The following is a 23,965-nucleotide window of genomic DNA, read 5'->3' on the forward strand; positions in this document are numbered from 1 at the left end:
TATTCTGATCCACTCATCACTCACAGTCGATGAAAAAGTCGAAAAAACAACGGAAGTCCTCAATTCTTTCCCAGACAGAGGAGTTTCAATTGAGATATTTTAAAAGAATAGTTTTGAGATATTTTTAAGATATATTATCCAATATGTATATAAGTGAATTCCTTCGTCATCAAATTGGCTTTCAATCTGACTCCTCTGATTTACAGGCACTAGACAAATTAGCGGGGTCATCCGTGGGAAATGTAACATTCTATGATAGCTTTGACGATTGTGTAGCGCATATTCAGCCCTGGATGCCCATATACTTTTTTCCTATTGGAAGTGAGTCTGGATTTGAAATTGGCATTCACCTACGCCCATCAGATATAGCTTCTAAGCGTTTTGCTATCATTCGAGCCTTGGATGAAAGCGCGATGATAGAGGTTGGATTATCCCTAGATCATTACATCTTCAGATGTTTAGCAACTTACGAAGGTTATGTCAACGAGGGGGACTCTCTACCATCTTTTGAAGCATCCGTTTCGTTAGCAAACCGTATATTTTGTAAAGACTTCTATCAACCAGGAAGTTACGGTGATTTTATTAGTGAAGAATCTGAAGAAGTTGCTAGTAAAATTTTTGGTAAATCTCCTTTTTTATATCATGAAAGCGCTTTATTTGAAGATGATGTTCAAAATAAATTCAAGATTCTGCAAGAAGGAATAGCCGCAGAACCAGGTTGCATGGTACTATACACAGACGCTGCGGAATCATATTACAAATTTAAAAATTATGAGCAAGCAGCACAGATGTTAGTCAAATCTCTTAAGTGCTTTCATCATACAGCTTACAGCACAGATATAGAAAAGTACTACGAAATGGGTCGCGCCCTACTTCAGATTGTACCCGAAGCTTTTTCAGAGGAAGCCATAGGCTATCTGAATATTACTGATGACAAGGAACGGGTGCTGTTTACTGGAGAACCATATCAGGATGGAAATTTAGTAGAAGGAGCTAAGAGACTTTGTGACTTGTGCCATTACATGGGTAACTACAATAATAATATTTCCTTCAATGCCCTGAAAAAGATATACAGCGAACTTGGTTGGAAGTGGGCATTAGCTTTGTGCGATTTAAGAAGTTCTAGTTAGAAATAGATGTGTGTACTTATGGATTATGCGATCGCAGATATTCTGAGTCACTTATCCCTCACTTCCCTCTCAGTTAAATACCTTTCTACGGAAAAAATATATGGCTGACATTGTACAGATAGAAGTGAGTCAGTTTTTAGCAGGCGAATTTCCAAGCGATGAAAGTTACTACCAAAGACAAAATCAAGAAGTTACACGGTTAGTTGAGACTCTCGAGCAATTGACAGGACGTAATATATCGTGGGAGCCTCCCATAGAAGAATTTGGCTTTTATCACTTACTATTGCCTGTTGACCTCAAATTAGATGTCCCACTCTACGGAAAAACGATTGATTTGCTTGAACAACTAGTTGATGAAGAGCGCTCTACCAGCTTTTTGCACTTGCTGATATCGTTTGTCAGTCGGTTTACCTGTATATACTGGTCCCGATATTTTCCACCCAATCTAGAAGAAACTATTTCTAGTGAAGCAACTTTTCAGGATAGTGCAGAAGAGTCTTTATTTGAGCAAGTACAACAGAAGCTTGAAGAAAATGGCTGGATATGGTTACCACCTGCTGAAGCGGCTGAAATAGTTCCTGGCGCTCCTCCACCTTGGCCTTACAAAGAAGGTTCGGCACTGGTAAGGCACATAATTTTTCCGGGCTGTACTGTTTTAATGGACTAAGGCACGATCGAGGTAATCTCGATCAACCTTTATCACCCGCAGAATTAGCTCAAGCTGGAGTGAACCCTCCAGGTGCAGTGGGTGGTAGTACCGGGCAAATGGGTGAATCTAGTGAATTACCTACCGCACCTTGGACAGAAGAAAATGTCGGGGTTGATGCCGTTGAAAATAACATGGAACTTTCACCGGAATTATCTGCCGAATTAACAGTTACATTACCTATGTTTTGAAAGATGCTGATGACAACGTTGTATATGTAGGAAAAGCAAGTTATAAGGGAACACCCCAACAAGCTTTGGATAGGAGAATTAGTAGAGGACATGACCACTATTCTCCAGATGTAAAACCCGAGATAATCGATACTCAGAGTAACAAAGCTGCAAATGCTGGAGCCGAAGAATTCTTCAAGCAAGCTTATGAAAAACAGGGAGCAAAACTCACTAATAAAGAAGAAGCACTAGATATGGGACGGAAATCGCGTCGTGACAAATCTATAACTAAAATGAAAAAATTTCTTGAGGATTTAGATTCAAAATAAGAGAGGATCAGATGATGGTAGAAAGCAGTGAAGACCAGGAACAGTTTATTTTTATTTACTTCTACTCCAGGCTAAATATTGGCAGAAGCGCAATAGAAGATGATCTCGACGAAATTTTAGGAGATAAGGGTGAAGTGACAGGAGGTGGTTCTGGAATATCAGGTTCTAATATAGATATAGACATATATGAAGGAAGTGCAACTGATTTTTTAGAACCGATCAGAAGTATTCTTAAAGAGTTTAATGTGCCGACTGATACCGTAATTGTAATTGGAAAAGAACGCTTTCAAGTGTATGAATAACGTCGGGATCGTCCGAAATCAAAGGACAGGGAAGGAAGCAAATAGGCAATATAGAGGAAGGAATAGTTAAGTGTGCGAAATTTAACATTGGTCTTAAAGACGAGCTATTTTTAGATCCAACACACACATTTTGTATTTCAATCAATGGGAATCGTACAATTAAGGAATGGATAGAAAAAAAAGCTTATGGTGAATCTGAATATAGTGAGTTAGTTTGGAACGGGAGTAGTGACAAAATTGAAGTTAGACAGATTTTATTGAAAAATTAATATGAATCTGATATTTAAAGCTATGATTCACCAACTTAAATCTGAGGATGAGTCAAGGATAATCTCTGGTATTCAAGAAGCAGTAGACTTGGGAGATTATTCAACAACACCATACCTCATCGATTTGCTCGAAAAGACATCTAATCATACTATACGTGACCAAATAGCCCTAGCACTACGAGATATTGGTGATGAAAGAGCCGTAAAAGCGATCGCAAATCTCCTCACAGATGTTAAAACATTACATCATCGAGGCACGCTTATTTACGCTCTATCTGCCTTTGATTGTACTGAAATTCTGCCCCTCCTAGTTGAACTCGTTATTTCCGGTGGGTTTGAAGTGAGTAGAGAAGCATTTTTGATCGTTGAGAATATTGAAGGAGAAATCGAGCCAAATGTATGGAATGAATGTCAGCATAAAGTCAAAGTCGCTATTGAGCAAGCATCTGAAGATAAGGTGGAACTACTAAAAGAACTTTAGGCTCTATTTGATGAAGAATGAATTCAAGATATTTATTTACATTTGAGAATAGATATATTTACTTATGGATTATGCGATCGCAGATATTCTGATCCACTCATCACTCACAGTCGATGAAAAAGTCGAAAAAACAACGGAAATCCTCAATTCTTTCCCAGACAGAGGAGTTTCAGAAGTTATTAACTTTATCCTCAATACTGACAATCCTGCGGCGGCAACCTATCCAGCAAACTATCTAGCACTTTTGCCTAATCTCCAAAGGGAAAAATGTCAGATTGTTGAACATATTTTGAACCATCGACAAGATTTAATGATTGCTGCGGTGAATTTGATCGAGGATATGCCTGATGCTGTGATTGACCGATTAATCGACGAATATTTTAAAAATCCTTCAGCACCAGATATGCGTAGCATCCTCTTCGAGGTTGCTATCTATTTTCCAGAAAGACTACATAAATTTGCTTCACTGATTACAGATAAACGGATCTCGGAAGTATTACTTCCTGGAGCGCCAGATAGTTGGGTTGACGATTTAGTCAGTCAATATCGTCAGGATCAAAACCCAGATATTTTAAAATCATTGGGATGGATTCGCACGGAAAAAGCTTTGAATGCACTATTCACTTTAGCAAGGACAGTGCCAAAAGAAAACCTGGGAGATATCTACGCATATATCGAGAATTCAGCGGTATTTCCAGATACGCGATTAGCTTCAATTTATTTCAAAAATTATCGTGGCTATGTTGTATCTCGCGATGAAAGTCCTCATCAGATGGGAGGAAAATTTCCTCATCCGGTTCCCAAATGTCCCGTCACAGATATACCAGCTAATCGCATTCTCACCTTGGATGTTACCCAATTGGATTTAGATATCAAAAGTAAATATAATCCCAGTTTCTTTTGGTATGAAGGTAGTCATCCGCCAGGCTATATCTATGTTCAGTTTAAAGAAAATGGGATAAGAGGAATTATGACACCGATGACTGATGGGGAAGTAGGTGTAGATTTAATTCCCGGTGAATTAGCCTTAAAACTAGAAGAGTATCCCTTAAAATATGGTTGTGGAAGTTCAGCCGTTTCTGGATACTCTAATCATCAAGTGGGAGGCTATCCCCGTCTAATCCGATTTGAACGGTTTCCCCGTTGCCCAATCTGTGGCAAAGGAATGCGATTTTTAGTCAGTATAGACAGTGGCATGACTCCTTTTGGTAAGTTAGAATTTGAGGGAATTCTTTATGGATTTTGGTGTGATGAGTGTGCGGTATCCTGTACCTGTCGCCAAACCCATGATGATTAATCTTACCTAATACCAAGTTGCGGCAAGTTACTTGTTTTAAGGCGACTTGGTATTATCGCAAGTTCGAGTCTAATGTAGAATTCTATGAATCAATCTTTTGCGATATCTTACTGGTGGAAAAAGTTAACCGAATAGAGTTATTTTTTTGAAATGGTAGATGCCAGTAAAATATTTAACTCTCTACGCTATTTTCTTTCGCTTTATCATGGACAATTTATCATCAAAGTTCAAGGACATGAGGCTTGTTTCGACCTCCGTCCAGACTTGTCTACTATTTTTGCCAGATATTGTTAATGATGAAAGTTATCAAAAATATCACTCCCAAATTGAGAAATTATAATCTCATCTCCAGTGCCTCTACAATAAACAATAATTAAGAGCGCACGAACCGTATGTCGAAGAAGCTCCCCGAACTCTACATTGCCACTGACGTTGAAGCAGATGGTCCAATTCCTGGACCATATAGCATGATTTCATTTGGTATGGCGGTTGTAGGCAAGCCAGAGCTTTGCTTCTATACTGAACTGCGACCAATCTCTGACAAATTTATTCCTGAAGCCCTCGCCGTCTCAGGTATAGATCGCGATCGCTTGCTACAAGAAGCACCTACTCCTGAAGAAGCAATGACTGCCGCCGCACGCTGGCTAAATGGCTTGCGGAAGATTGGTCGTCCTGTATTTCTGGCAGCACCAGCAGTGTGGGATGGAATGTTTATTCATTGGTATTTCATAAATTTTACAGGGAAGAGTCCGTTCGGTCAGACTGGATCGGGAATTGATCTACGGAGTTACTGGATGGGAATGAACGGATGTGAATGGGTAGAGACTCACAAGGGGAAGATCAAGTACGAACTTGGAATTAATGAGTTGCTGCACACTCACCACGCTGGAGAGGATGCAATCGAGCTAGCAAAAGTCTTTGAAGCACTTCTGAAGAAAAACCACAGGATGGACTGAGAAGTAGATCCATTCACTGGTCTTTGTGGACACAACCAGAATCTCCTGGCTATATAATACTACGTGAAGCAGTTTTACGGATTGTTAATAAGGGCTGGGAATTAACCGATCCTACCCGATTATTTATCAGGTAAATCTAGTTACTTATGGATTATGCGATCGGAGTTAATCCTACCTAATACCAAGTTCGAGTCTCTCGTAGAGCAGGCATCTTGCCTGCTGCTGATTGCTACTGCCATCTATCCTAGATTAAATTATGAAGCGCAACTTGGTATAAAGCGCGATCGCAATCCTGTGGCATTATCATATCGCATTTCTATAACATTATAACCATGACAACAAAAACTGAAAATTATCCCCTAAATACCCAACTAACACTACACAACGACACAGAAATTACCCTAACTATCCCTGTAGTCAACCTGACACTAACCAAACAAAATAACAAAATCATCGAATGCCGTCTCACCTACAAAATTAACCCAAAAACATACCAACAAATCGACACAAAAGCCCTATTAAACCTCAAACCAGAAATTCGTACTCCCCTGTCTAACGGCTCATTTCAACCCTCACCCGACATCGAAATCGAAGCAAGTTTAGATCCCAGTTTATTCCCACAACTAACAGAAAATGCCACAACCATTCATCAAATATCAGATTACCTCCAGAAAATTAACCAACAACAACCTAATAATCCCCTACTATCTACTTATAGTTGGTATGGATTGCAAGTAAAACAGCAACTAGAAACAGGTGAAACGGGCTACCGCACTCTATGGCATTATCTCCAGCCTTCTGCTATTACCTCCGATGGCATTTCCAGCGAACTAATTTCTGATGCAATGGCTAAGTTTGCCCAAGGTTGGGCTGATACTAATACCTCAGTAATTTCTCAAGATGTCATGGCTGAAGCACTTGAGGAAATGACTCGTGCTATTGAAGAATTGACTGATAGTTTCTCAGAAATAACTGAAAAGCTAGTTGATGAAACTGTTGATGAAATAACCAATGCCTTTGCCGAATTAACTGAAAGTATCTCCGAGATAACAGAAGAAGTTACTGAAGAAGCAAATATTTTCACCGCCACAATTAATTTCTTCCAAGCCCAAAATTGGCAATTCCAGCAAATTCCAGGTGAATCAACCTTACAGTTAGCTTTCGCGGGAGAAAATGGCACATGGGATTGCTACGCTAAAGCTAGAGAAAAACAACAGCAATTTGTCTTTTATTCTATTTGCCCAGTCAACGTGCCCAAACCCAAACGTCGGATATTGGGAGAATTAATTGCTAGAGCTAACTATGGCACAATTATTGGCAATTTTGAATTAAATTTTGACACCGGAGAAATTCGCTACAAAACCAGTATGAGTGTCAAGGAAAACCGACTCACTTCAGAAACATTCAAACAATTAGTTTATCCTAATGTATTGACAATGGATAGATATCTACCTGGGATTATATCTGTCATTTCCGGAGAGATTTCGTCAGCCAAAGCGATTCGCCAGATAGAAGAAATTGACTTATCGCCACAACCCTCTAATTCTTCTCCAGGAGAAGATTTGATTGATAATCAACCTTTGGTAATTTCTGATGAGACAAAAGAATCTGCCCCAACCTCATCTCAGCCCCCAGCCCCAAAACTCCTAACTGAATCCGACATATTCTGCCGATTAACCAAAGAAGAAATAGCACAATTTGAAAAAGTTATGGAGTTAAAGCAAAAACGGGACAAACAAACAGCTCAATCCAAACGAGAACAACTAAAAACTGGGTTAAAAACTAGATTAGGTGAAGATGGAGAGGCAATATTTGAACAAGCGTATAAAATTTTTGAAACTTCTCAATTTGATGCGAAACAAATCCGGTTCATCTGGCGCTATTCAGAATTATATAATTTAATCCAACTACAAATAGAACAATTGTTAATCCAAACGAGTGGGGAGGAAAACTTTGGTAAAACTATTCCAGAATGGGAAAAAATGAGAGATGAGGCCAAACAACGAGTGCAACAAATAGCTGAGAATTACATAGATGTTCAAGAAGAAATAGAGATGTTAATGGAAATACGAGAGATCCGAGAGCATTTGGCAGTGGCGAAAAATAAGTAAGAAATGAAATAAAGGACTACAGTAAATCATCCATTAATGTCATTATATGAATAGCAGCCTCAGAGAGATGAGGAGACTCTGACGAGGTATTTTTGACCTGATATTCTAAAAGTCCTTTAAGGGAAATTATCTTTAAACTATTTTCTGCTAAAGTCTGTGCGATCGCATCTGCTGCTGGTAAATAGCCAATCGCTCCTAAATCGGAAAGTACTGCTCGCCGTAATTGTAGTTTATCTCCACTCAAAGCTTTGATTAAGCGATCGCCATATATCGGCTTTTGGGTAAGCTGATACATCGCCCGTGCTGCTGAATACTGTACCAATTCCGTAGGATGATCTAAGAATGGTTCAATTAGGGGAATTGCTTCCGTAGCACCCAAAGAGCCTAATCCTTCCATCACCGCACCGTAAGGTTGAGCTAAGTGGGGAGATCCCGCTATGGGTTGGGCGGCTGTTAATCCACCTTCTAATAGCTCCATCAGCTTGGGAATACAGACACGTAAAGCTGGATTTTCCTTAAGGGAAATCCCTAACATACCTAATGACTCTGCCGCTTTTTCCCGCACGTAAAAATCCGAGCAGTCTAAAGAGCGAATCAATCCTGGTACTGCACTAATATCTCCTAATTTCCCCAGTGCTACTGCTGCATTTCGTCGTAAGGGATATCCACCATCTGGAGTTTGGTTATCCTCATCATCTAGGGCGGCAATCAAAGCTCTAATTGCCTCTGGTGTATTGACTCGGAACTTACCCAACCACCACGCTGCATAATAGCGAAGTCCTTGATCTTCTCCTTGGATATTTGCGATCGCCTGCGCTATAGTTAGAGACTCGCCATTTCCATATTCAACTTCAATATTCTGCTCTATCCTAGACTGCATTTAACAATTCAAAAATTAATTAGAGGTTAGAGGATAACTTAAAAACAATTCAAAAATTAATTAGAGGTAAGAGACTAGAGGTTAGAGGAGAACTTAAAAACTTTTCACCCCTAACCCCTCACCTCTTACCTCTCACCTCTACAGGCTAGCAGGTGTGATGCTGGCAACTTTCCCGCCGAGACGGTTAATTTGCTGTAGTTTATTAGATAGCTCTTCGTAGGGAACCAAGAAAGCTTTGCTGCTACGACGAATGCTAGGATATCCAGGTGCGCTCATCCCTGACACTTCGACGCGGTAGACTTTACCCTTGGAACCAAAAGCCAATTGTCCACCCAACGCATTATTGGGAGTAACTCTTTGTGCGGAAGCACGGTAACCCCAGCCATCATTAGCACCAGAAGGTCCAACAATAGCAGATGCTGAATTTTGACCCAATTCGGTAGCGAGGCGAGGAACGCTACCTTCTAGTTGAGAGGAATCGCTATTGGCATAACCGCGATAGAGGCGGAACATCCGGGTAAACCCTACAGTTTTTTGTCCCCGTTGGGTGGAAAAACCGCGATAGTAGGGAACGACATAATCCCCAAAGTTTTCCTGATACTCTTCACTATTAATGTAGGAGTCGATGTCGGCATCGTATCCCTTATTTTCGTAAAGATCCAGGTGGGTGCAGATTTCTGACTCATCATAGGGAGCGCGGCCCAGCAGATGCTTGTAATTCAGCTCAATGGTGCGGGTTTGAAAGTTGCCGTAAAAAAACTTATTTTTGTAAAGTTCTGATTTAGCAACAGAGCGGACAAATTCTCGCACGCTAATGTATCCGTTCCGCAAGAGTGACTCAGCACTCGTGAGGCGTTCGGATGCCATGATATGATCGTTGCCCAAAATGTGACGGTAAACGGCGTTAATCACCGCTTGCACGTCTGATTCTGTGTAATTCGGGCGCAATTCCACTGGAGAGGCGTTACTAAACGCGGATGTCCCCAATCGGGATGCTGCTGTCGTAATAGCCACTTAAATTTCTCCTGATTAAAATTCTTAAGCCGCCACTATCTTTGTGACTTTCCCGCCCATAAGATTGATTTGCTGCAATTTCCGAGACAACTGCTCGTAAGGTACCAGATACTCCATTTGGCTGCGGCGGATGCGAGCCATTGGTATTGTTTTCGGGGCTTGGATCACTTCTACGCGATAAAGCTGTCCGCGAGAACCACCAGTGGTTCCAGGAATAGCCACTCCATTTTGGTCTGCGTGGATAGCTGAGGAAGTATTCCAGGCGATTTCCCGCACTAGCTTTGACTTTTTGCCATCAGCTTGAGTGCGATCGCTGTTAGAATATCCACCGTACAATTGAAATATACGGGTGAATCCTGCCATTGTTTGGTTGGCTTTACTTTGGAACCCTATATAATAGGGAACGATCGCATCGCCAAAGTTTGCTTGATACTCGGCTGAGTCAACGTAGGAGTTAATCTCTGCTTCATATCCCCCTTGAGCGTATAGTTGGATATGCTCGGAAATCTCTGACTGAGACTGAGGCGCTCTACCTAAAAAGTGTTTAAAATTCAACTCAACAAATCTATTTTGTGAGTTAGAGTGGAAAAACTTCTTTCGATAGGTTTCTGACTGGCCCAAGGATCTGACAAAATCCCGTACCGTAATTTCTCCCCGACGCAACTGAGATTCAGCAACAGTTAACCGATCTCCATCCATCAGGTGAGCGTTGCCAAACACCTGACGATAAGCAGATCTGATTACAACCTGAAAATCTTCTTCTGTTGCATTTTGGCGCAGTTCCACCTGCGTTGGTTCTGCCACAGCAGCAATTCCCAACCGACTTGCTGTCAATAAGCTTGCCATATTTACATCTCTCAGAATTACCGAAAAAACAATGCCCGGAGAAGCAAACAATTGCTAACCCTTTTGCTAACAACTGCTTGCCTTTCCGGGCAAAACCGACGCTCTAGCTTAGGGCGTTGATTGCATAGTCGAGATAAGAGTTGGCTTCAGATGCTCCGTCGCCACTTAAACCGTGGTTAGCTTTGATGTACTTGAGGGCTTCAACGTACCAGCTAGGAGACAGTTCGTAGGTGCTGTTGATTTCAGCTAGTCCAGCTACTAGATACTCATCCATTGGTCCGGTTCCACCTGCAACTAAGCAGTAGGTAACCATGCGGAGGTAGTAGCCGATGTCACGGGCGCACTTTGCCTTACCTGTGGGGGTAGAAGCATAGTTTGGGCCTGTCATGGAGGTGGTGTATGGGAACTTGCTGTACACTGCATTAGCTGCACCGTCGATCAGGCTTTGAGCCTTGGCATTCAGAGCTTTAGCAGCTTGTAAGCCAGAGTTGGCTTGGCGTAAGCGACCGAAAGCGATTTGGAGTTCGGTGCTGCTGAGGAAGCGACCTTGAGAATCGGCTGCGGCGACGGCTTCGGTAAGCGGGGTCTTCATTGTTTAGGTATCTCCTTAATGTTTTGGCAATTTTTCAAATTTGTTGTCATTGGATGCCATTGGGGATGAAGTTTACACTTCACCAATAGAATCATTCAAGTTGTTTAGCCAACTGCGTTAGCAGCCAAGTCGAAGTAGCTTCCGATTTCAGACATCAAAGCGCTGCAATCACCACGGGTGATGCCATTGGGATCGTTAGCGATTGCGATCGCGGCATCTTTCATCTTGCGGACACCAGCAGCAACGGAAGATCCAGGAACACCTAAAGCAACATAGGTTTCACGCAAACCGTTCAGGCAGCGATCGTTCAGGACACTAGCATCGCCAGCAAATGTTGCGTAGGTGACATAGCGCAGGATGATTTCCATATCGCGTAAGCAAGCTGCCATACGACGGTTGGTGTATGCGTTTCCACCAGGAGCAATCAATTGGGGCTGATCGGCAAATAGAGAGCGAGCTGCTGCTGCTACGATCGCAGATGAGCTACCTGTGATCCGGTTAACTGCATCAATCCGCTTGTTGCCATCGCCAACCATTGCGCTTAGAGCATCTAACTGGGAGTCAGAAACCATTGTGCCTTGGGTATCGGCTTGAGCCACTACCTTAGTGAATGCGTCGAACATGAACTCAGTTTCTCCTTAGCTTGGTTGAGTTTTGGTTTTCGACTGACTTATAGCCAGTCTCATCTACTTTAGCAGCCCCGTTGGGTTGCTGGGTCTTGGGCTTTCGACAGCGATCTCACCTCATGTCCGTTCAGTTTTCTCCGGAATTCCGCCTGCTCTACTGTTTTTGGTAACATAGGAGACTTTTCTGAAATCTTAGAAAACCTACCGTCTATTATGAGAGTCCGAGCAACGCCAGTTAACCTTTTGTCTGGCTAACCTTTGCCTGTCGTTTTTACCCTTCGCTAACTTTTATACAATGATGTTGCGTCATTATTTATTACATTTTATTAAGTTTTCCAACTAGAGATTTCAAACACGACAAAATCTGGGGGTTAAGCCGATTGGCTCCCCCATTAGAGGTTAGAGGACAAGGGGGACAAGGGGGACAAGGGGGACAAGGGGAAATTTTTTTTGTCCCCCTAGTCCCTAATCCCTAGTCCCTAGTCCCTAGTCCCGATCAACTACAGAGAAATAATCCCCCAAGCAGATAAGGCGATGGAGATGACTAGAGCAGCTAATAACACGCCGCCAATTTTGGCGATTGCAGATCCCACCAGTCGAGCTTCCTTGGTATAAGGGGGCTTCTGCCAATCCCACAGGTATTCCTTGCGGGGTTTGTTTTTGAAATAACCGATTTGCTCCAATTGGACCAGGTAATCTGCGCCATAACGTGGCATCCGGGCAAAGGGTAACTCCCCTTCGGTGCGCTGATGCAAAATCCGCCGCCGCTGATAGGGAACTGTATCATAGCCAAAATTGGTTAGGTACTCCTGACTATTGAGCAAAGCATCAATAAATCCGGATAACCCTTTGGTAGCGAGGACAATTGACAAAGCTAGCTTTTCGCGATCGTTGTAAACGTCGCGCCCCAGGATGCGCTGCACGCACATCTGAACAAACCGATAGTTGTTGTTAACTGCGTAATTACGCCGCCAAAACGTATCAGACATTACCAGTCCCCGGATGAAATCCCGGACTGTAATCTGACCAAATCTCAACTGAGATTCTAGCGCTGTTTGGCGATTACTTTTCAGGAGTTGTTGTTCATTGAAAATCTGGCGATAGGCTGCTTGAATCAAATCGCCCATTTCCTGCCCCGATAGCACGTTTTCGGTAGTGTAAATTCTGGGTTGCTCATCCCCCGGTATTTCATATCCCGCTACGCGGTGATTTTGGCTGGAAGGAGAGTAGCTTAATAAAGGAATGGTCACTTTTGGTTAAACCTCCGGACATTACAGGTTGCAGCGATGGGTTAAGGTTTTCTCAAAACCACCACCGATTTTGGTCTTATAGGTATGTTTACTCAAACACCTAAAACTCAGACTAGGGAATTTGGCGATCTAAGTCTATGTTTCGTAACCTAAGCTAACAATTGGTAATATTTCTTAATAATTAGGTGCAAAAGCATGGGTGGAGAATAGATCTAGATAACATATAGCGGTAATGGTGCGTTAGCTCTGGCATAACGCACCCTACGAATAAAAACGTTGGATAAGTCCTATTGATACTATTGTTGTACTAAGCTAACTTCTGCTAGTTTTCTTTCCAAATCAAACAAAAAGCCGTGGATATATTCCTCCGTCCATTCCTCACCATAAAAGCGCCTAAACATGCCACGAGCAGGATCTTTCTCGGCACGATAGTGTAGATAGGATAACTGAGCTTCCTGAATATCTGCTAGATAATGCGAATCGGTGACAGGTTGTGCCCGATCGACAAAATCGAGGTAAGCTTGGAGATAATCTTTGAATGCTGCAAATACGTGATTTTCCACAACTTCTGTTTCTTTTGGACGAGTCCACAGAAATGCTGGGGAAAAGAAGGGTTTTGCCTCTTCGGGAAAATCGCCGCCCCAAGGTAAATACTTCTGATAGGATTGAAAAATTGGCAAAATAGGCTGGGTATATTTCTCTTGGTAAGTAAGATTGTCCCGGAAGAGTGGCTGCATATCCAGGGCAATTAGGTGTCCCCCTGGCAAAGTAACTAAGTCAGCACCAAAAAAAGGTAAGTCGTATTTGAGGTGGGGGAAAATCACAAAATTCAAAACCTGTAGCGAATTTCCCCCTTGAACATGAGCCGCACGAATTTGACGGAGTTTGTGAGATTGAAACCCGTAACTAGTGGTAACTACGACTTCCTGATGCTTTCCTTTTCCAGTGATGGCTTCCTTCCGTTCAAACCCGGTGGGGATGGGATAGGGTTGAATGTCTAATCGCTCTTGGAGATATGCGATCGCGTAATCTAGAAATGGTTGATAAAGAGTCATCGGAGTTAATGGCTAATGGCTAATGGCTAATCGCTAATGGTTAATCGCTAATGGTAGAGTCAAAAACTTTCACAATTTACAATTAGCCATTAGCAATTTTACAGGACTTACGCAGCGACGCTACTGATACTGTGGATGGTGCGAAAGCATTGCATAACGCACCCTACAGATGGAGGCTTTGCGTAAGTCCTGTTTTAGCAACCGATTGGGTTGTAACTAGCAACTTGGGTTATTAGTTATCTTTTGCTTTGACTAACAGCCAAGGGGCTTGCATCTGCAAAGAGAAATTCGTAGAGGAATTTTTCAGCCCATTCGTGACCGAAATAACTGCTGAATAAACCAGAGGCGGGATCTCGATCTGCACTGTATTGATCGTAATCTTTTTGCGCTTTAACAATCCGCCGGATCTCTTCAGGATCGGTTAGAGGTTCAGCTCGATCTAGGAGTCCCCAGTACAAGTTCAAGTAATCTCTGAAAGCTGGAAATAGGCGATTTTCTACCGTCTCGGCATCAGTTTTGGCAAATATTAAATACTTAGAAAAATATTGATTAGCATCGTAAAACTTCATTTCTAAACCTTGAGCCAAATCCGGGTAATTATCGTGGAGTTCCCGCATTGGCTCAATGTATTTTTTCTGATATGCTTCATCCCTAAATAAGGGCTGAAAATCGAGAACCACTAAAATTTTCTTTTTGCCAAAAGATAATAGATCGATACCTAACAGAGGCAAATCGTAACAGGGACTGGGATAAATAACACTGTTAAAAACTTGAGAGGCTTCGCCGCCATCAATATAGGTATAGCGGATTTTGCGGAATTCGGGGCATTGGTAGCACCAACTCTGAATCGTTGCTTGATGTTTACCGCGATCGCTAACCTGACGTTCCAATCCTGGAGGAATCGGTTGACTTTGCAAATCAAACCGCCGAAATAGTTCTTGTTCTAGATACTCCCGGAAAGGTTGATACATAGATCGTCGCTCGCATACTATAACTCTCTCTGAGGATAAAGTGGGGTCAGAGTGGCTGTCTCATTTCCGAGAAACAAAGAAATAATCCTTAACATGGGGAGTGGGGAGTGGGGAGTGTTGACTCCACAGGCTCCAGACGTGCTTAGTTGACTTCACATCAACAAAGGCGGTTAAGGAGCCTGGTATCTTTTCACTTAATCTCATCCCACGACGGGCAATCGCTAGGGCTGCCCCCGTGTCACTAGCCAAGCCATACAGCCTCAGATATTTGACTAAACCAATCATACTAGAATAGGCAGGATTGACTGTTATTAATTCAATCCCTCTATTAGAAAGTGGAGATGATGGAAAGCGAATTTTGGCAAGACTAGCAACTATTAAAGTGGGATTTGGAATACAAATCTATCTAATATCTAAAAAGCTCTAGCTAGATTCTGCTGAGTCATTTGGGCTAACATTTCGGGAGTGACGCAACGACGCTCGGAACAATAGGCAATTAGGTTAACCCCATTCATCATCCGCACATTACTAACACGCACGCGGAAATCATCAGTAATAAACCAGCAGCGTTCTTGTCCCTGATTGTTATCATAATCTGTCTCAATTGTCAAGACTCCATCCGGGGCAAAATCATAGCGACTGACAACAGGAATACCTTCCACATAACCGCGATCGCGAATCATTTTCCCTCTACTATTATTATCGCGATTAGGAATATCAATTAGCACTGCGGCGTAGTTAGGGTTTGGTTCGCTAAAATCGAGAACAGGTTGCCAGTGAAAGGTAGCGCCTCCTGTAGCATTTGCGGGATCGATTCCTTGTTGGGCGCAGACTTTTTCGACTCTGGGGTCATCTTTTTCGATTACTGTTACGAATAGATTGGATTCTCCTGACTCATCGGCTGTTAAGTCAAAGTGATGAACAGCTCTTTGGGTAAACCAGATTCCTTCGCTTTTGCGAAAGAAGTCCATCATTGTCATGGGGGGTTGTAGATGTGCCATCGGTTTGGGGTATCTTGGCTGGGGGGTTAAGTTTTAGGATACCTCGAAGTGGTTAAGTTTTGTCTGGATCGGATTTGCGAATAACTAACATATTTTACTATATGCTAACCTATCTGTATGGCGCGAGGTTGAAATTATCCAAGAAAAAGTTTCGTAAATCAGTCGAAAGTATAGGGGTTGTCAGTTGCAAGGAACACAGTCTTTTTTTAAACGCAAAGGTACGCAAAGGAATGGGCAAAGGTACGCAAAGAAGAGAGGAATAATCGGATTATGGTACAAACTATTCAAGCAAAAGATATAGATTTACGTTACTTAATCGATATCTTCTGTATTCAACTGGTTGAAGACGATCAGTTTTTCCCAGAATGGCAAACGGATTTACCAGAAATTACTGATTTAGATAAACAACTGTTGGATAAAGTCAAAGCAGGTTATCTGAATTTGTTGAATTATCCACCACTCCTAGAAGATGGAGTGCGGATGGCGGTTCTCGATCCGATTCTGTTTATCGGTGATTTTTATCTGGCTCCTTTTTATGTTAAATCGGAACAGTCTCTTGATATTGCTGAGGAAGATAAGGGAGTCCTTATTAAAGGCAAAATTGATACATTGGTGTTGAGAGATCAATTTTGGGTGATGGTAATTGAATCAAAAAAAGCGGCATTTTCGATTGAGGAAGGATTGGCGCAAATTTTGGCTTATATGTTAGGTAGTCCTAATTCAGATAGACCGATTTTTGGTGCGATAACTACGGGTGGGAGTTTTGTATTTATTAAATTGGTGAAAGGGAAAATACCGAACTATGGGTTGTCGAGGGTGTTTGTTACTCGCAATCCGGGAAATGAGTTGTATGATGTTCTCAGGATTTTGAAGCGTCTGTGTGAAATTGTAATTGGGTGGTGTGAAGTATAAATAAATTTTCGGTATCCTTCCTTGAGATCTTCCATCTGTAGCTTTGTATTATTCTTCTAATAATAAATTTCCTGTTATGGTTGGGCGAGTTATGGAAGATGAATTATCCCGTAAATTCAGCATTCTAACCTAAGTATATGGAACCATTAACTGCTGGCGCGATCGCTCTTGCTACTCTCCTGGTAAATAAAACCTTTGAAAAGACAGGTGAAATCATTGTAACGAAAGCTTTTGAGCAAGGCAACCAAGTGATGAACTTAATTAAACACAAATCTCCTGAGCAAGCAACTGCAATAGAAGCGGTGGCTGAAAAAGTAGCTTTTCCTTCAAGAGAGGATTGTCGTGAAGCCATTTTGGTAGGAATGGTGGAATTAGCTGCTAAAGAGGATTCAGAGATAAAAGCGGCTTTGACAGGTTTGGCGGCTAAGGTAGAAGAAGCACAAGAGAGAAATGACAATCTCAATAAAGCGGTAAACGATTTGATAAAAGCGGTAAAATATCAACGTCATCAGAATCCGGCAAAGATAGCAGACACAATAGGAAAAATTGGCGTTTTTAATCAGGGATCTACTATCGGCACTATTACTGTCCACCTGTAATTTGAGGATACCTTTTACCACGATACTACTTTAACCGACTTAAGCTATTAGTCCGGAACTTAAGTTCCAGGCTAATGGCTTGCAACAAGAACTGATTGAGGATCGATCGAGCTTACAATATGATCAATAAGATAGCGGAATCTATAGGAAAAATTGGGATTTTTATCCAAAATTCTGTTATAGGTAAGATAATTATAAAGAAGATAAATATAATTATAAAGTTACCATGTTTATCAGATAGGGACGATCAGCTAAAGTTAAGGGACGATCAGCCAAAGCTATTGAATGCAGTGGAGGCTGAACTAGTTAAGAAAGGATGGGATAAATCTTCCTACCGAGATAAACTGATTATATTAAAAAAGAATCTGCACGAAGATTTAGTGTATCACTATAAGGTTGTGGCGAAACCAATTACAAATCCCAATATCATCGATATCTTCAAAGATAATGCTGATGGAAAATTGCTCATTGTTGGCGATCCTGGTTCTGGCAAAACTACTACTTTATATGAACTTACTCAAGAGTTGATTAAGGAAGCAAGGAAAGATAAAAAAAATCTACTTCCGGTGCTAGTGAATTTGTCTTCCTGGAAAAAAGATAAGCGATCCATGCGTCAGTGGTTAGTAGTGCAACTTAATAAGGAATATGGGTTGACAAAGGAAAGATTTGAAAAGTGGTTTGCCCAAGGGAAACTATTGCCACTATTAGATGGACTGGATGAGGTAAAACCTGAATATCAAAAGGATTGTGTTCTAGCAATTAATAAGCTTTTGGAAGAAGAAGACAACCGACCAGGAAAATTAGTAGTATGTTGTGGTATTGAGGAATACAAAAACTTAATTAAAGATAACTACGATTCTCGCATAAAGTTGTTCCAAGCCATTGAGTTGCAAGAATTAACAGTTCAGCAAATACAGAATTACCTTAAAAATATTGACCGTGAAAATCTATGGGAACTTATCAAACAGCACGGACATCTATTAGAACTACTTTGTACTCCCCTAATGTTAAATATTGCCATTAAAGTCTATCCCGTACTTTCGGCTGATAAACTGAAGCAGTTCAACTCATCTGAAAAACTTCAACCTTATTTATTTAATCAGTACATCCACACCCAGCTAAATGATCCTCCTGAGAAGAATCATCCTGACCATAAAGGAAAAACACCTAGAAAGGAGGATACCATTCGTTGGCTCATTTGGTTAGCTAAAAAATTGAAAATACGCAATCAAAAAGAATTTTTCAGAGAAAAATTACTAGATATTTTTATGTTAGAATGGCAGTAAGAGCTAGATTTAACAAATTTAAGGTCAGGGTAAATTTATTCAAAAAAAATATCCAGCAACAAGGAATCATCCAGATGAAAAGATCCCAGTACTTCCTAGCTATTTTGGCAACAATATTAGTGGTGGGCAGTTCAACGCCAGCCGGGGCTTCCACTCAAGTCAAATTGCTAGTCGAGAGCAGCAAAAAAATAATCAGTTTGACTGAATCTATTCCCAACTGGTTTCGGAAGGCAAATATTCAGAAGGAATTTACTAATATCAACCATGAAGAAGAAATACTATTAGGTCAAAAGAAGACTGGCACTATCTTGAGAAAGATAGGAACTGAATCTGTAAAGGGCACTCTTCCCCCTCTACAGGAGTCTATCAATTTAGACAGTCTCCATGATAAAGGACAAACAAAAAATGCTGTTCAAACTATAGGTGTTGCGGTTGGAGCGACAACTGCAGCAGGTGGGACAGCTTACAGCACAATCAAGTCAACAAACGACAAGGATAACCAAAATAATCGCTCAAAAACCCAGTCGAAACTATCTGTAGGGAGTAAAAAACCTCTGAAGTTAGTGCTGCACCATTAAGTAAGTCAACCTGATAACTTACACCAGTTGCAATAACCGTAGGGTGGGCAGTCCCCACTAATGTAATCATTAGCTTTTCCAGTTCTCCAGGGGAATGCCCACCCTACATTAAAAGCTTTGTTGAGATTGGTGCAGGTTATGAGTCAACCTCAAATTTTCCGTCTCACCCCTCCCTGGTAAGGCAGGAGGGGTATTTTATTGTAAAACTTGTGAATATTTTTGATGCGATCGCTATTCTATCGTTTGTCTCGATGCTTTGATCCCTTAGCTCTGCTAAAATAACCTTATACTGTTGTTTAGAGAAGCTTTATGCCAGAAGTAAGTAGGTTGGGTTTCGTTCCCCAACCTAATGTTATTCATTGGTTAATTGACTTGCTAATTGAAACAAGGCTCTAATAAGATAGAAAAAGTTACTGTAAAATAGTCAAAAGGAAAATTCAATGACGCATGTACAAAATCTGGCGCTAGATAGCATAAAAAATATTTCCATAGAGGAGTTTTTAACCCTGCTGCAACAACAATCAGCGATCGCAGTACAATTTCCTAATGGTGAGTCGCTAGTCGTACAGGTTAAGCCTAAACTCGCGACTTTACCGATATTGGCTGGGTATGTGCCGTCGGGTTGGAAAGATGCTATTTACGAGTATTAACAATGGCTCTAGTCTTTTTGGATGCCGGAATTTTTATTGGTGCTTTATAAAGTGGCGATCCACGCCATGCCGAAGCGCGTCAAATCGTTGAAGGGGCAAGAAAGGGTGAACTTGCTGCTTGTACCTCTGTTGGTGTCTTAAGTGAAGTATATGCTGCTTTAACTTGGAGTGGCGCTCAACCACCTCAGATACCAGAGGTTGCTAGTCATGCTGTTAGTCTTCTGGTAAAAGATCCATCTCAAATTGTAGTTTTGCCAACGAATTTGGCAGCTAGCATCAAAATGCTGGAAATTGCTGCCAATCATCGGCTAACAGCTCGTCGGATTCACGATGCTCGGCACGCTGCTACTGCTTTAGTTGCAGAGGTTAACCAGGTTTACACCTATGATATTGGAGATTGGCGGGTATTTCAGTCTGATGGCATTACCATTGTTGGTCCACCGTCGGTTTTAGCTGGCAATGAGTAATCAGGGAGCGCACTAATAAATTAACCAATCGCACTTATTTAATCACACAACCTATAATAGGTAAGCAAAGTCTACCTCTATTATTAGAATTATTTGGTGTTTGGGGTTGTCCAGAAGAGTTATCCGAATTAGGCAGATTAGGAATTACAGTAAATGAACCGTCAGGATTAATAATAGGAACATTCCGAAATTTTACAGACCGACCACCAGTACCAATTTCCAATAAAATTATTTGAGAAACTGAAACAGGCACTTCGGCGTAATCGATAGTGGTTGCGTAATTTGCATTCTTTGCCATCTGAAAAGTCAATTGAATACCGGACCCGGCGATTCTCTTCCCGACTTGAGTTTTACTTGCAGAATATTCATTGCCACCAGGATCTACTATCTTATTGACACCATTCACACCTAGAGCATATTGTAAATCTTGACTACTACTCAGAGAAAAATTACAACTAACAACATTATTCGGTTTTTTTTTCACAGGATTTTAGTTCCCACGTTACAGAAGAACTTGTTTCTACTTGAGTTGGATACTCCTGAGATTGAGATAAGGCTGGTGCAACAATACCTGCTGAGAATAAACATGCAGTCAAGCTTAACAATCCGATCAGTTTTGTCTTTTTTAACATGATTTACCTTGACAGTGGTAGGGTGATTAATTATCTGACAAAGAAGAACGATCGCGATCTGATCGCGATCGTTCTTCTTTCCGAAAAAAAAGATCCAAAAATTTACCAGATCAATTCCTGTCATCGGTATTCCAAGGAGTGTAACATGATCGCAAATTCCGATTCACCAGCCCTAATCCCTTCCCCAGCCGAAATTTCCAAAGCCCTCCAAGCCGGATCATCCCTCGCAGGCGCTAACTTACAGGGTATAGATTTGAGTGGAGTCGATTTGTATCAAGTCAATTTCAGCGGCGCTAACCTCAGTCAAGGTAATCTCAGTAAAGCTATCTTAACCAGAGCTAATTTGAGCGGCGCTATATTACAGAATATTAATCTCAGTGGCGTTGATTTGCGGGGGGCTGACTTAAGTAATACTGATTTAACTGGGGCGAATTTGCAGGGTGCATATTTAAACCGAGGAGATTTACAAGGGGCGAATCTCAAAGGAGCAAATTTAACTGATGCTAAATTGCAATTATCTCGTTACGATAGTTATACTATTTGGCCGGAAGATTATCCCTACAAAAGTTCAGGAGGAGTTGGTCCCGGTGCGAGTTTAAATGGCGCATTTCTGAATACCGCTCATTTGCGAGGGGCGGATTTACAAAAGGCTAACTTTTTAGGCGCATATCTCAGTGGTGCAGATTTAACAGGGGCTAATTTAGCTGGGGCGAGTTTTAGTGGTGCGAATTTGCGACGAGCATTTTTGACTGGTGCTTACTTACAGAATGCCCGATTTAATGGGGCGGAGTTACAAGATGTAGACTTTCGGGCTGCGGATTTAACTGGGGCTGAATTTAATAATATTCAGAGTATTGCTGGGGCTGATTTTGGTCAAGTGATGGGGTTAAGTGAGGAGATGAGAGGAATTTTATTGGGGCATCCGATGATGGAATTGGATACTTTTAATTCCTTTACTCGCCGCACTACGAGGGAAAGTTTAAGTTGCTAGCTCGAAAAACCTAACCCCCCAGCCCCCTTCCCTGCAAGGGAAGGGGGAGAAAGGGAAGAGGGAGAAAGGGAAGGGGGAGCCAAAATCTTGCTCCCCTCTCCTCTTAGGGGAGGGGTTGGGGGAGGGGTCAAACTTTTTATCGCAACCACTCGATATCAAGCAATTGAGCAAGTGAGTAAGGGCATTCTGAGGGAAAACTGACAGAATTTTTAGTCTTAATTTTCACAAATCCCAACGCATCTTTATAGATAGAATGTAATTCTGAATCTAAATAATTGCGAAGATTAGTTGTAAGTTTTCTTTTCAATTGAATTCTAAAGCTATAGATTTCTCCTTGCCAATGAACGTCATTATATTCTGATTCATTCGTCCAATATTGAAGTAATAATAAATGACGGACGATCTGTTCTAAAAGGCTAGCTACACTATTCTTCTTTTCCTTACCCAAATCCTCTAGCTCCTCAATTAAATTCTCTAAATCTAGCTCTAGGAATTGGCGATTTTTAAGCAATTCAACTGTTTCTTCTAGCCATTGCGCATCATCAAGTTCATAGATTTTTTTTAAATCAGTAACACTCATAAGCTGTACTTCATCTAAATTACCTATTGTCATGACAGAACGAATTATTAGCAGTGAATGGGGCTAAAATAGCTTACACTACACCTTCCAATGCTGCTCCTACAACTCGATGATCCGCATCATTTCTCAACTCACTTAACGCTATTTTCGCTTCAGATTCTTCAAATCCTTTCAACCCACGAGCGACTCGCAGCCGAATACGCCATTCTTCTTCATTTTTAAGGGCGAGAATTTGCTGCAATGCTTCACTATGTTTAGTAGAATTAGCGAGACTAGCAAATCCATCAATTACCGCTTCCCGCACTGAGAAATCTTCCCCAACTAACCCACAAACACAAACATCAAAGATTTCTTCAGGACAAGGTAATTCCATCAAAGCTGCTAAAATACTACGGCGTACCAGCCATTGATCGTCTTGGTGAAATGCCATAACTAAATGAGACGCAGCTACTTTACCAAATAGAGATAGGGAATTGGCGGCTTCAGCTCGTACATTGGGATCTCGATCGAATTTCATCAATTGGAGCAAAGCCGCAAAAGATTCTGCTGTCTGCTGCTTACCCAATCCCATCGCCACAAAAGATCGCACCAAAAAATCTCGCTCTTGTAATTGGCTAGTCAGTAGAGGAACCGCTACTTCTGAATTGTATTCTTTTAGTGCTGCGATCGCTTTAAGGCGATCCTTAGAATCTGCACTTTTCAGGGTAGTCTCGATTTGATAGATGTCCATTATACTTCTCCAAAAAAATTGAACTTTCCATATATAAGTAGGGGTGAAGCATAAGGGCGATAATTTATGTTGAAAACGCTATATATACAGTCCAAATGCTTCACCCTCTCCAGGATTTCTAAACACGCCCTAGGCGATAGTTTATTTCTTCGATGTATCTACTGAGAGTCCCGCATCTGCTCCAATTCGGTGCGGATAGCCGCAATTTGTGCTGTCAATTCCTCAATCTCCTGTTGCGTATTCTGAGAAGCAGCAGGAGTTGGGGTATCTCTTGGTGTTTCTGTTGCCCCTGGATTTCCTGAATTCCCTTGTCGCTGCAACATCTGATCAATAAAATTTCGAGCCTCTTGCTCAGTTGTTTCCCCTTTTTGCGCCCATTCAGTCACCTTTTGACTGAGATCTGATCTGATTTGTGAAAGGTTTTCTTCTCGTTTTTGAGAGTCTTGCAGGATTTCGACGAGGGATGCCGTTGCTCCCAAGGAGACACGAAAGCCAGTTTGTAATAATTCTACGAGATTGTTAGAGTTCATGGAAGTTAAGTCCCGCTATTGGTG

At 41.5% G+C, this 23,965-nt stretch carries 29 protein-coding genes and 2 pseudogenes; 17 read left to right on the forward strand and 14 right to left on the reverse strand.

Annotated features, from left to right (window positions below; translation table 11 throughout):
* The first annotated feature begins 143 nt into the window (after positions 1–143).
* The 10 genes from NJ959_RS06950 (at position 144) to NJ959_RS06995 (ending at position 7,751) form a co-directional block, all read left to right on the forward strand.
* Positions 144–1,130, forward strand: coding sequence for a hypothetical protein (locus NJ959_RS06950; protein ID WP_254011026.1), 987 nt, complete (start codon positions 144–146; stop codon positions 1,128–1,130).
* Positions 1,131–1,230: 100 nt separating this feature from the next.
* Positions 1,231–1,797 (forward strand): hypothetical protein, encoded by a 567-nt coding sequence (locus tag NJ959_RS06955; RefSeq protein ID WP_254011027.1) that lies wholly within the window; start codon positions 1,231–1,233, stop codon positions 1,795–1,797.
* A gap of 59 nt (positions 1,798–1,856) precedes the next feature.
* Positions 1,857–2,027, forward strand: coding sequence for a hypothetical protein (locus NJ959_RS06960; protein ID WP_254011028.1), 171 nt, complete (start codon positions 1,857–1,859; stop codon positions 2,025–2,027).
* Complete coding sequence (locus NJ959_RS06965; RefSeq protein WP_254011029.1) at positions 2,024–2,335, forward strand: hypothetical protein; 312 nt, start codon at positions 2,024–2,026, stop codon at positions 2,333–2,335. The genes NJ959_RS06960 and NJ959_RS06965 overlap by 4 nt, the downstream gene beginning before the upstream one ends.
* A gap of 11 nt (positions 2,336–2,346) precedes the next feature.
* Complete coding sequence (locus NJ959_RS06970; RefSeq protein WP_254011030.1) at positions 2,347–2,637, forward strand: hypothetical protein; 291 nt, start codon at positions 2,347–2,349, stop codon at positions 2,635–2,637.
* Positions 2,638–2,907: 270 nt separating this feature from the next.
* The gene (locus NJ959_RS06975) at positions 2,908–3,387 is read left to right on the forward strand and encodes a HEAT repeat domain-containing protein (protein WP_254011031.1); all 480 of its coding nucleotides are present in this window, start codon (positions 2,908–2,910) and stop codon (positions 3,385–3,387) included.
* 64 nt (positions 3,388–3,451) lie between these two features.
* Positions 3,452–4,684 (forward strand): hypothetical protein, encoded by a 1,233-nt coding sequence (locus NJ959_RS06980; RefSeq protein ID WP_254011032.1) that lies wholly within the window; start codon positions 3,452–3,454, stop codon positions 4,682–4,684.
* 392 nt (positions 4,685–5,076) lie between these two features.
* Positions 5,077–5,640 carry a 3'-5' exonuclease gene (locus NJ959_RS06985; protein WP_254011033.1) on the forward strand — a complete coding sequence of 188 codons (564 nt, stop codon included), beginning with the start codon at positions 5,077–5,079 and terminating at the stop codon, positions 5,638–5,640.
* Between the two features lie 153 nt (positions 5,641–5,793).
* On the forward strand, positions 5,794–5,970 hold the full coding sequence (locus NJ959_RS06990) for a hypothetical protein (RefSeq protein WP_254011034.1): 177 nt from the start codon (positions 5,794–5,796) through the stop codon (positions 5,968–5,970).
* Between the two features lie 2 nt (positions 5,971–5,972).
* Complete coding sequence (locus NJ959_RS06995) at positions 5,973–7,751, forward strand: YbjN domain-containing protein (RefSeq protein ID WP_254011035.1); 1,779 nt, start codon at positions 5,973–5,975, stop codon at positions 7,749–7,751.
* Positions 7,752–7,767: 16 nt separating this feature from the next.
* Here NJ959_RS06995 and cpcE read toward each other — a convergent pair whose 3' ends face one another.
* The 10 genes and pseudogenes from cpcE to NJ959_RS07045 form a co-directional block, all read right to left on the reverse strand.
* Entirely contained in the window at positions 7,768–8,631 is an 864-nt protein-coding gene (cpcE, locus tag NJ959_RS07000; protein ID WP_254011036.1) for a C-phycocyanin alpha-cysteine-84 phycocyanobilin lyase subunit CpcE, read from the reverse strand.
* Between the two features lie 138 nt (positions 8,632–8,769).
* Positions 8,770–9,645, reverse strand: coding sequence for a phycobilisome rod-core linker polypeptide (locus NJ959_RS07005; protein WP_254011037.1), 876 nt, complete (start codon positions 9,643–9,645; stop codon positions 8,770–8,772).
* Positions 9,646–9,669: 24 nt separating this feature from the next.
* On the reverse strand, positions 9,670–10,491 hold the full coding sequence (locus NJ959_RS07010) for a phycobilisome linker polypeptide (protein WP_254011038.1): 822 nt from the start codon (positions 10,489–10,491) through the stop codon (positions 9,670–9,672).
* Positions 10,492–10,594: 103 nt separating this feature from the next.
* A complete protein-coding gene (gene cpcA / locus NJ959_RS07015) occupies positions 10,595–11,083 on the reverse strand; it encodes a C-phycocyanin subunit alpha (protein ID WP_254011039.1) in 489 nt (162 codons plus the stop codon).
* 104 nt (positions 11,084–11,187) lie between these two features.
* A complete protein-coding gene (gene cpcB, locus NJ959_RS07020; RefSeq protein WP_254011040.1) occupies positions 11,188–11,706 on the reverse strand; it encodes a C-phycocyanin subunit beta in 519 nt (172 codons plus the stop codon).
* 503 nt (positions 11,707–12,209) lie between these two features.
* Positions 12,210–12,959 carry a phycobilisome rod-core linker polypeptide gene (locus NJ959_RS07025; RefSeq protein ID WP_254011041.1) on the reverse strand — a complete coding sequence of 250 codons (750 nt, stop codon included), beginning with the start codon at positions 12,957–12,959 and terminating at the stop codon, positions 12,210–12,212.
* Between the two features lie 296 nt (positions 12,960–13,255).
* On the reverse strand, positions 13,256–14,014 hold the full coding sequence (locus NJ959_RS07030) for a phycoerythrobilin:ferredoxin oxidoreductase (RefSeq protein WP_254011042.1): 759 nt from the start codon (positions 14,012–14,014) through the stop codon (positions 13,256–13,258).
* A 236-nt stretch (positions 14,015–14,250) separates the two neighbouring features.
* On the reverse strand, positions 14,251–14,985 hold the full coding sequence (locus NJ959_RS07035; RefSeq protein WP_254011043.1) for a 15,16-dihydrobiliverdin:ferredoxin oxidoreductase: 735 nt from the start codon (positions 14,983–14,985) through the stop codon (positions 14,251–14,253).
* A 60-nt stretch (positions 14,986–15,045) separates the two neighbouring features.
* A pseudogene (locus NJ959_RS07040) lies at positions 15,046–15,330 on the reverse strand (hypothetical protein); the annotation flags it as partial.
* Between the two features lie 68 nt (positions 15,331–15,398).
* Positions 15,399–15,986, reverse strand: a complete 588-nt coding sequence (locus NJ959_RS07045; RefSeq protein ID WP_254011045.1) for a phycobiliprotein lyase — start codon at positions 15,984–15,986, stop codon at positions 15,399–15,401.
* Between the two features lie 270 nt (positions 15,987–16,256).
* Here NJ959_RS07045 and NJ959_RS07050 point away from each other — a divergent pair, with 270 nt between their 5' ends.
* The 6 genes and pseudogenes from NJ959_RS07050 to NJ959_RS07075 form a co-directional block, all read left to right on the forward strand.
* A complete protein-coding gene (locus NJ959_RS07050; protein WP_254011046.1) occupies positions 16,257–16,898 on the forward strand; it encodes a restriction endonuclease subunit R in 642 nt (213 codons plus the stop codon).
* Positions 16,899–17,035: 137 nt separating this feature from the next.
* Positions 17,036–17,497, forward strand: coding sequence for a hypothetical protein (locus NJ959_RS07055; RefSeq protein ID WP_254011047.1), 462 nt, complete (start codon positions 17,036–17,038; stop codon positions 17,495–17,497).
* A 119-nt stretch (positions 17,498–17,616) separates the two neighbouring features.
* Positions 17,617–18,783: an NACHT domain-containing protein gene (locus tag NJ959_RS07060; protein WP_254011048.1), complete on the forward strand. Its 1,167-nt coding sequence runs from the start codon at positions 17,617–17,619 to the stop codon at positions 18,781–18,783.
* 74 nt (positions 18,784–18,857) lie between these two features.
* Positions 18,858–19,361: a hypothetical protein gene (locus tag NJ959_RS07065; protein ID WP_254011049.1), complete on the forward strand. Its 504-nt coding sequence runs from the start codon at positions 18,858–18,860 to the stop codon at positions 19,359–19,361.
* A gap of 440 nt (positions 19,362–19,801) precedes the next feature.
* Positions 19,802–20,011, forward strand: coding sequence for a hypothetical protein (locus tag NJ959_RS07070; protein ID WP_254011050.1), 210 nt, complete (start codon positions 19,802–19,804; stop codon positions 20,009–20,011).
* Positions 20,012–20,076: 65 nt separating this feature from the next.
* Positions 20,077–20,478: pseudogene (locus NJ959_RS07075) on the forward strand (type II toxin-antitoxin system VapC family toxin); the annotation flags it as partial.
* 34 nt (positions 20,479–20,512) lie between these two features.
* On the opposite strand, the gene NJ959_RS07080 reads toward NJ959_RS07075, so the two are convergent.
* Positions 20,513–20,962 carry a hypothetical protein gene (locus NJ959_RS07080; RefSeq protein ID WP_254011051.1) on the reverse strand — a complete coding sequence of 150 codons (450 nt, stop codon included), beginning with the start codon at positions 20,960–20,962 and terminating at the stop codon, positions 20,513–20,515.
* A gap of 293 nt (positions 20,963–21,255) precedes the next feature.
* Here NJ959_RS07080 and NJ959_RS07085 point away from each other — a divergent pair, with 293 nt between their 5' ends.
* On the forward strand, positions 21,256–22,101 hold the full coding sequence (locus NJ959_RS07085; protein ID WP_373693621.1) for a pentapeptide repeat-containing protein: 846 nt from the start codon (positions 21,256–21,258) through the stop codon (positions 22,099–22,101).
* A 136-nt stretch (positions 22,102–22,237) separates the two neighbouring features.
* Here NJ959_RS07085 and NJ959_RS07090 read toward each other — a convergent pair whose 3' ends face one another.
* The 3 genes from NJ959_RS07090 to NJ959_RS07100 form a co-directional block, all read right to left on the reverse strand.
* Complete coding sequence (locus NJ959_RS07090; RefSeq protein WP_254011053.1) at positions 22,238–22,714, reverse strand: DUF29 domain-containing protein; 477 nt, start codon at positions 22,712–22,714, stop codon at positions 22,238–22,240.
* Between the two features lie 40 nt (positions 22,715–22,754).
* Positions 22,755–23,411, reverse strand: a complete 657-nt coding sequence (locus NJ959_RS07095; RefSeq protein WP_254011054.1) for a HEAT repeat domain-containing protein — start codon at positions 23,409–23,411, stop codon at positions 22,755–22,757.
* Positions 23,412–23,569: 158 nt separating this feature from the next.
* A complete protein-coding gene (locus NJ959_RS07100; protein ID WP_254011055.1) occupies positions 23,570–23,941 on the reverse strand; it encodes a hypothetical protein in 372 nt (123 codons plus the stop codon).
* Between the last annotated feature and the right edge of the window lie 24 nt (positions 23,942–23,965).

It is taken from the genome of Limnofasciculus baicalensis BBK-W-15 (assembly GCF_024178385.1).
Classification (GTDB): Bacteria; Cyanobacteriota; Cyanobacteriia; order Cyanobacteriales; family Coleofasciculaceae; genus Limnofasciculus; species Limnofasciculus baicalensis.

Excerpts from the sequence above, each read along its gene's own strand:
- NJ959_RS07050 (WP_254011046.1), top strand. The coding sequence starts at position 16,257 with ATGGTACAAACTATTCAAGCAAAAGATATAGATTTACGTTACTTAATC.
- NJ959_RS07035 (WP_254011043.1), bottom strand. The coding sequence starts at position 14,985 with ATGTATCAACCTTTCCGGGAGTATCTAGAACAAGAACTATTTCGGCGG.
- cpcB (WP_254011040.1), bottom strand. The coding sequence starts at position 11,706 with ATGTTCGACGCATTCACTAAGGTAGTGGCTCAAGCCGATACCCAAGGC.
- cpcA (WP_254011039.1), bottom strand. The coding sequence starts at position 11,083 with ATGAAGACCCCGCTTACCGAAGCCGTCGCCGCAGCCGATTCTCAAGGT.
- NJ959_RS06970 (WP_254011030.1), top strand. The coding sequence starts at position 2,347 with ATGATGGTAGAAAGCAGTGAAGACCAGGAACAGTTTATTTTTATTTAC.
- NJ959_RS07090 (WP_254011053.1), bottom strand. The coding sequence starts at position 22,714 with ATGACAATAGGTAATTTAGATGAAGTACAGCTTATGAGTGTTACTGAT.
- NJ959_RS06995 (WP_254011035.1), top strand. The coding sequence starts at position 5,973 with ATGACAACAAAAACTGAAAATTATCCCCTAAATACCCAACTAACACTA.
- cpcE (WP_254011036.1), bottom strand. The coding sequence starts at position 8,631 with ATGCAGTCTAGGATAGAGCAGAATATTGAAGTTGAATATGGAAATGGC.
- NJ959_RS06990 (WP_254011034.1), top strand. The coding sequence starts at position 5,794 with ATGCGATCGGAGTTAATCCTACCTAATACCAAGTTCGAGTCTCTCGTA.
- NJ959_RS06980 (WP_254011032.1), top strand. The coding sequence starts at position 3,452 with ATGGATTATGCGATCGCAGATATTCTGATCCACTCATCACTCACAGTC.
- NJ959_RS07070 (WP_254011050.1), top strand. The coding sequence starts at position 19,802 with ATGACGCATGTACAAAATCTGGCGCTAGATAGCATAAAAAATATTTCC.
- NJ959_RS06975 (WP_254011031.1), top strand. The coding sequence starts at position 2,908 with ATGAATCTGATATTTAAAGCTATGATTCACCAACTTAAATCTGAGGAT.
- NJ959_RS07095 (WP_254011054.1), bottom strand. The coding sequence starts at position 23,411 with ATGGACATCTATCAAATCGAGACTACCCTGAAAAGTGCAGATTCTAAG.
- NJ959_RS06955 (WP_254011027.1), top strand. The coding sequence starts at position 1,231 with ATGGCTGACATTGTACAGATAGAAGTGAGTCAGTTTTTAGCAGGCGAA.
- NJ959_RS07055 (WP_254011047.1), top strand. The coding sequence starts at position 17,036 with ATGGAACCATTAACTGCTGGCGCGATCGCTCTTGCTACTCTCCTGGTA.
- NJ959_RS07045 (WP_254011045.1), bottom strand. The coding sequence starts at position 15,986 with ATGGCACATCTACAACCCCCCATGACAATGATGGACTTCTTTCGCAAA.
- NJ959_RS07065 (WP_254011049.1), top strand. The coding sequence starts at position 18,858 with ATGAAAAGATCCCAGTACTTCCTAGCTATTTTGGCAACAATATTAGTG.
- NJ959_RS07100 (WP_254011055.1), bottom strand. The coding sequence starts at position 23,941 with ATGAACTCTAACAATCTCGTAGAATTATTACAAACTGGCTTTCGTGTC.
- NJ959_RS07010 (WP_254011038.1), bottom strand. The coding sequence starts at position 10,491 with ATGGCAAGCTTATTGACAGCAAGTCGGTTGGGAATTGCTGCTGTGGCA.
- NJ959_RS07060 (WP_254011048.1), top strand. The coding sequence starts at position 17,617 with ATGATCAATAAGATAGCGGAATCTATAGGAAAAATTGGGATTTTTATC.
- NJ959_RS07030 (WP_254011042.1), bottom strand. The coding sequence starts at position 14,014 with ATGACTCTTTATCAACCATTTCTAGATTACGCGATCGCATATCTCCAA.
- NJ959_RS06950 (WP_254011026.1), top strand. The coding sequence starts at position 144 with ATGTATATAAGTGAATTCCTTCGTCATCAAATTGGCTTTCAATCTGAC.
- NJ959_RS07085 (WP_373693621.1), top strand. The coding sequence starts at position 21,256 with ATGATCGCAAATTCCGATTCACCAGCCCTAATCCCTTCCCCAGCCGAA.
- NJ959_RS06985 (WP_254011033.1), top strand. The coding sequence starts at position 5,077 with ATGTCGAAGAAGCTCCCCGAACTCTACATTGCCACTGACGTTGAAGCA.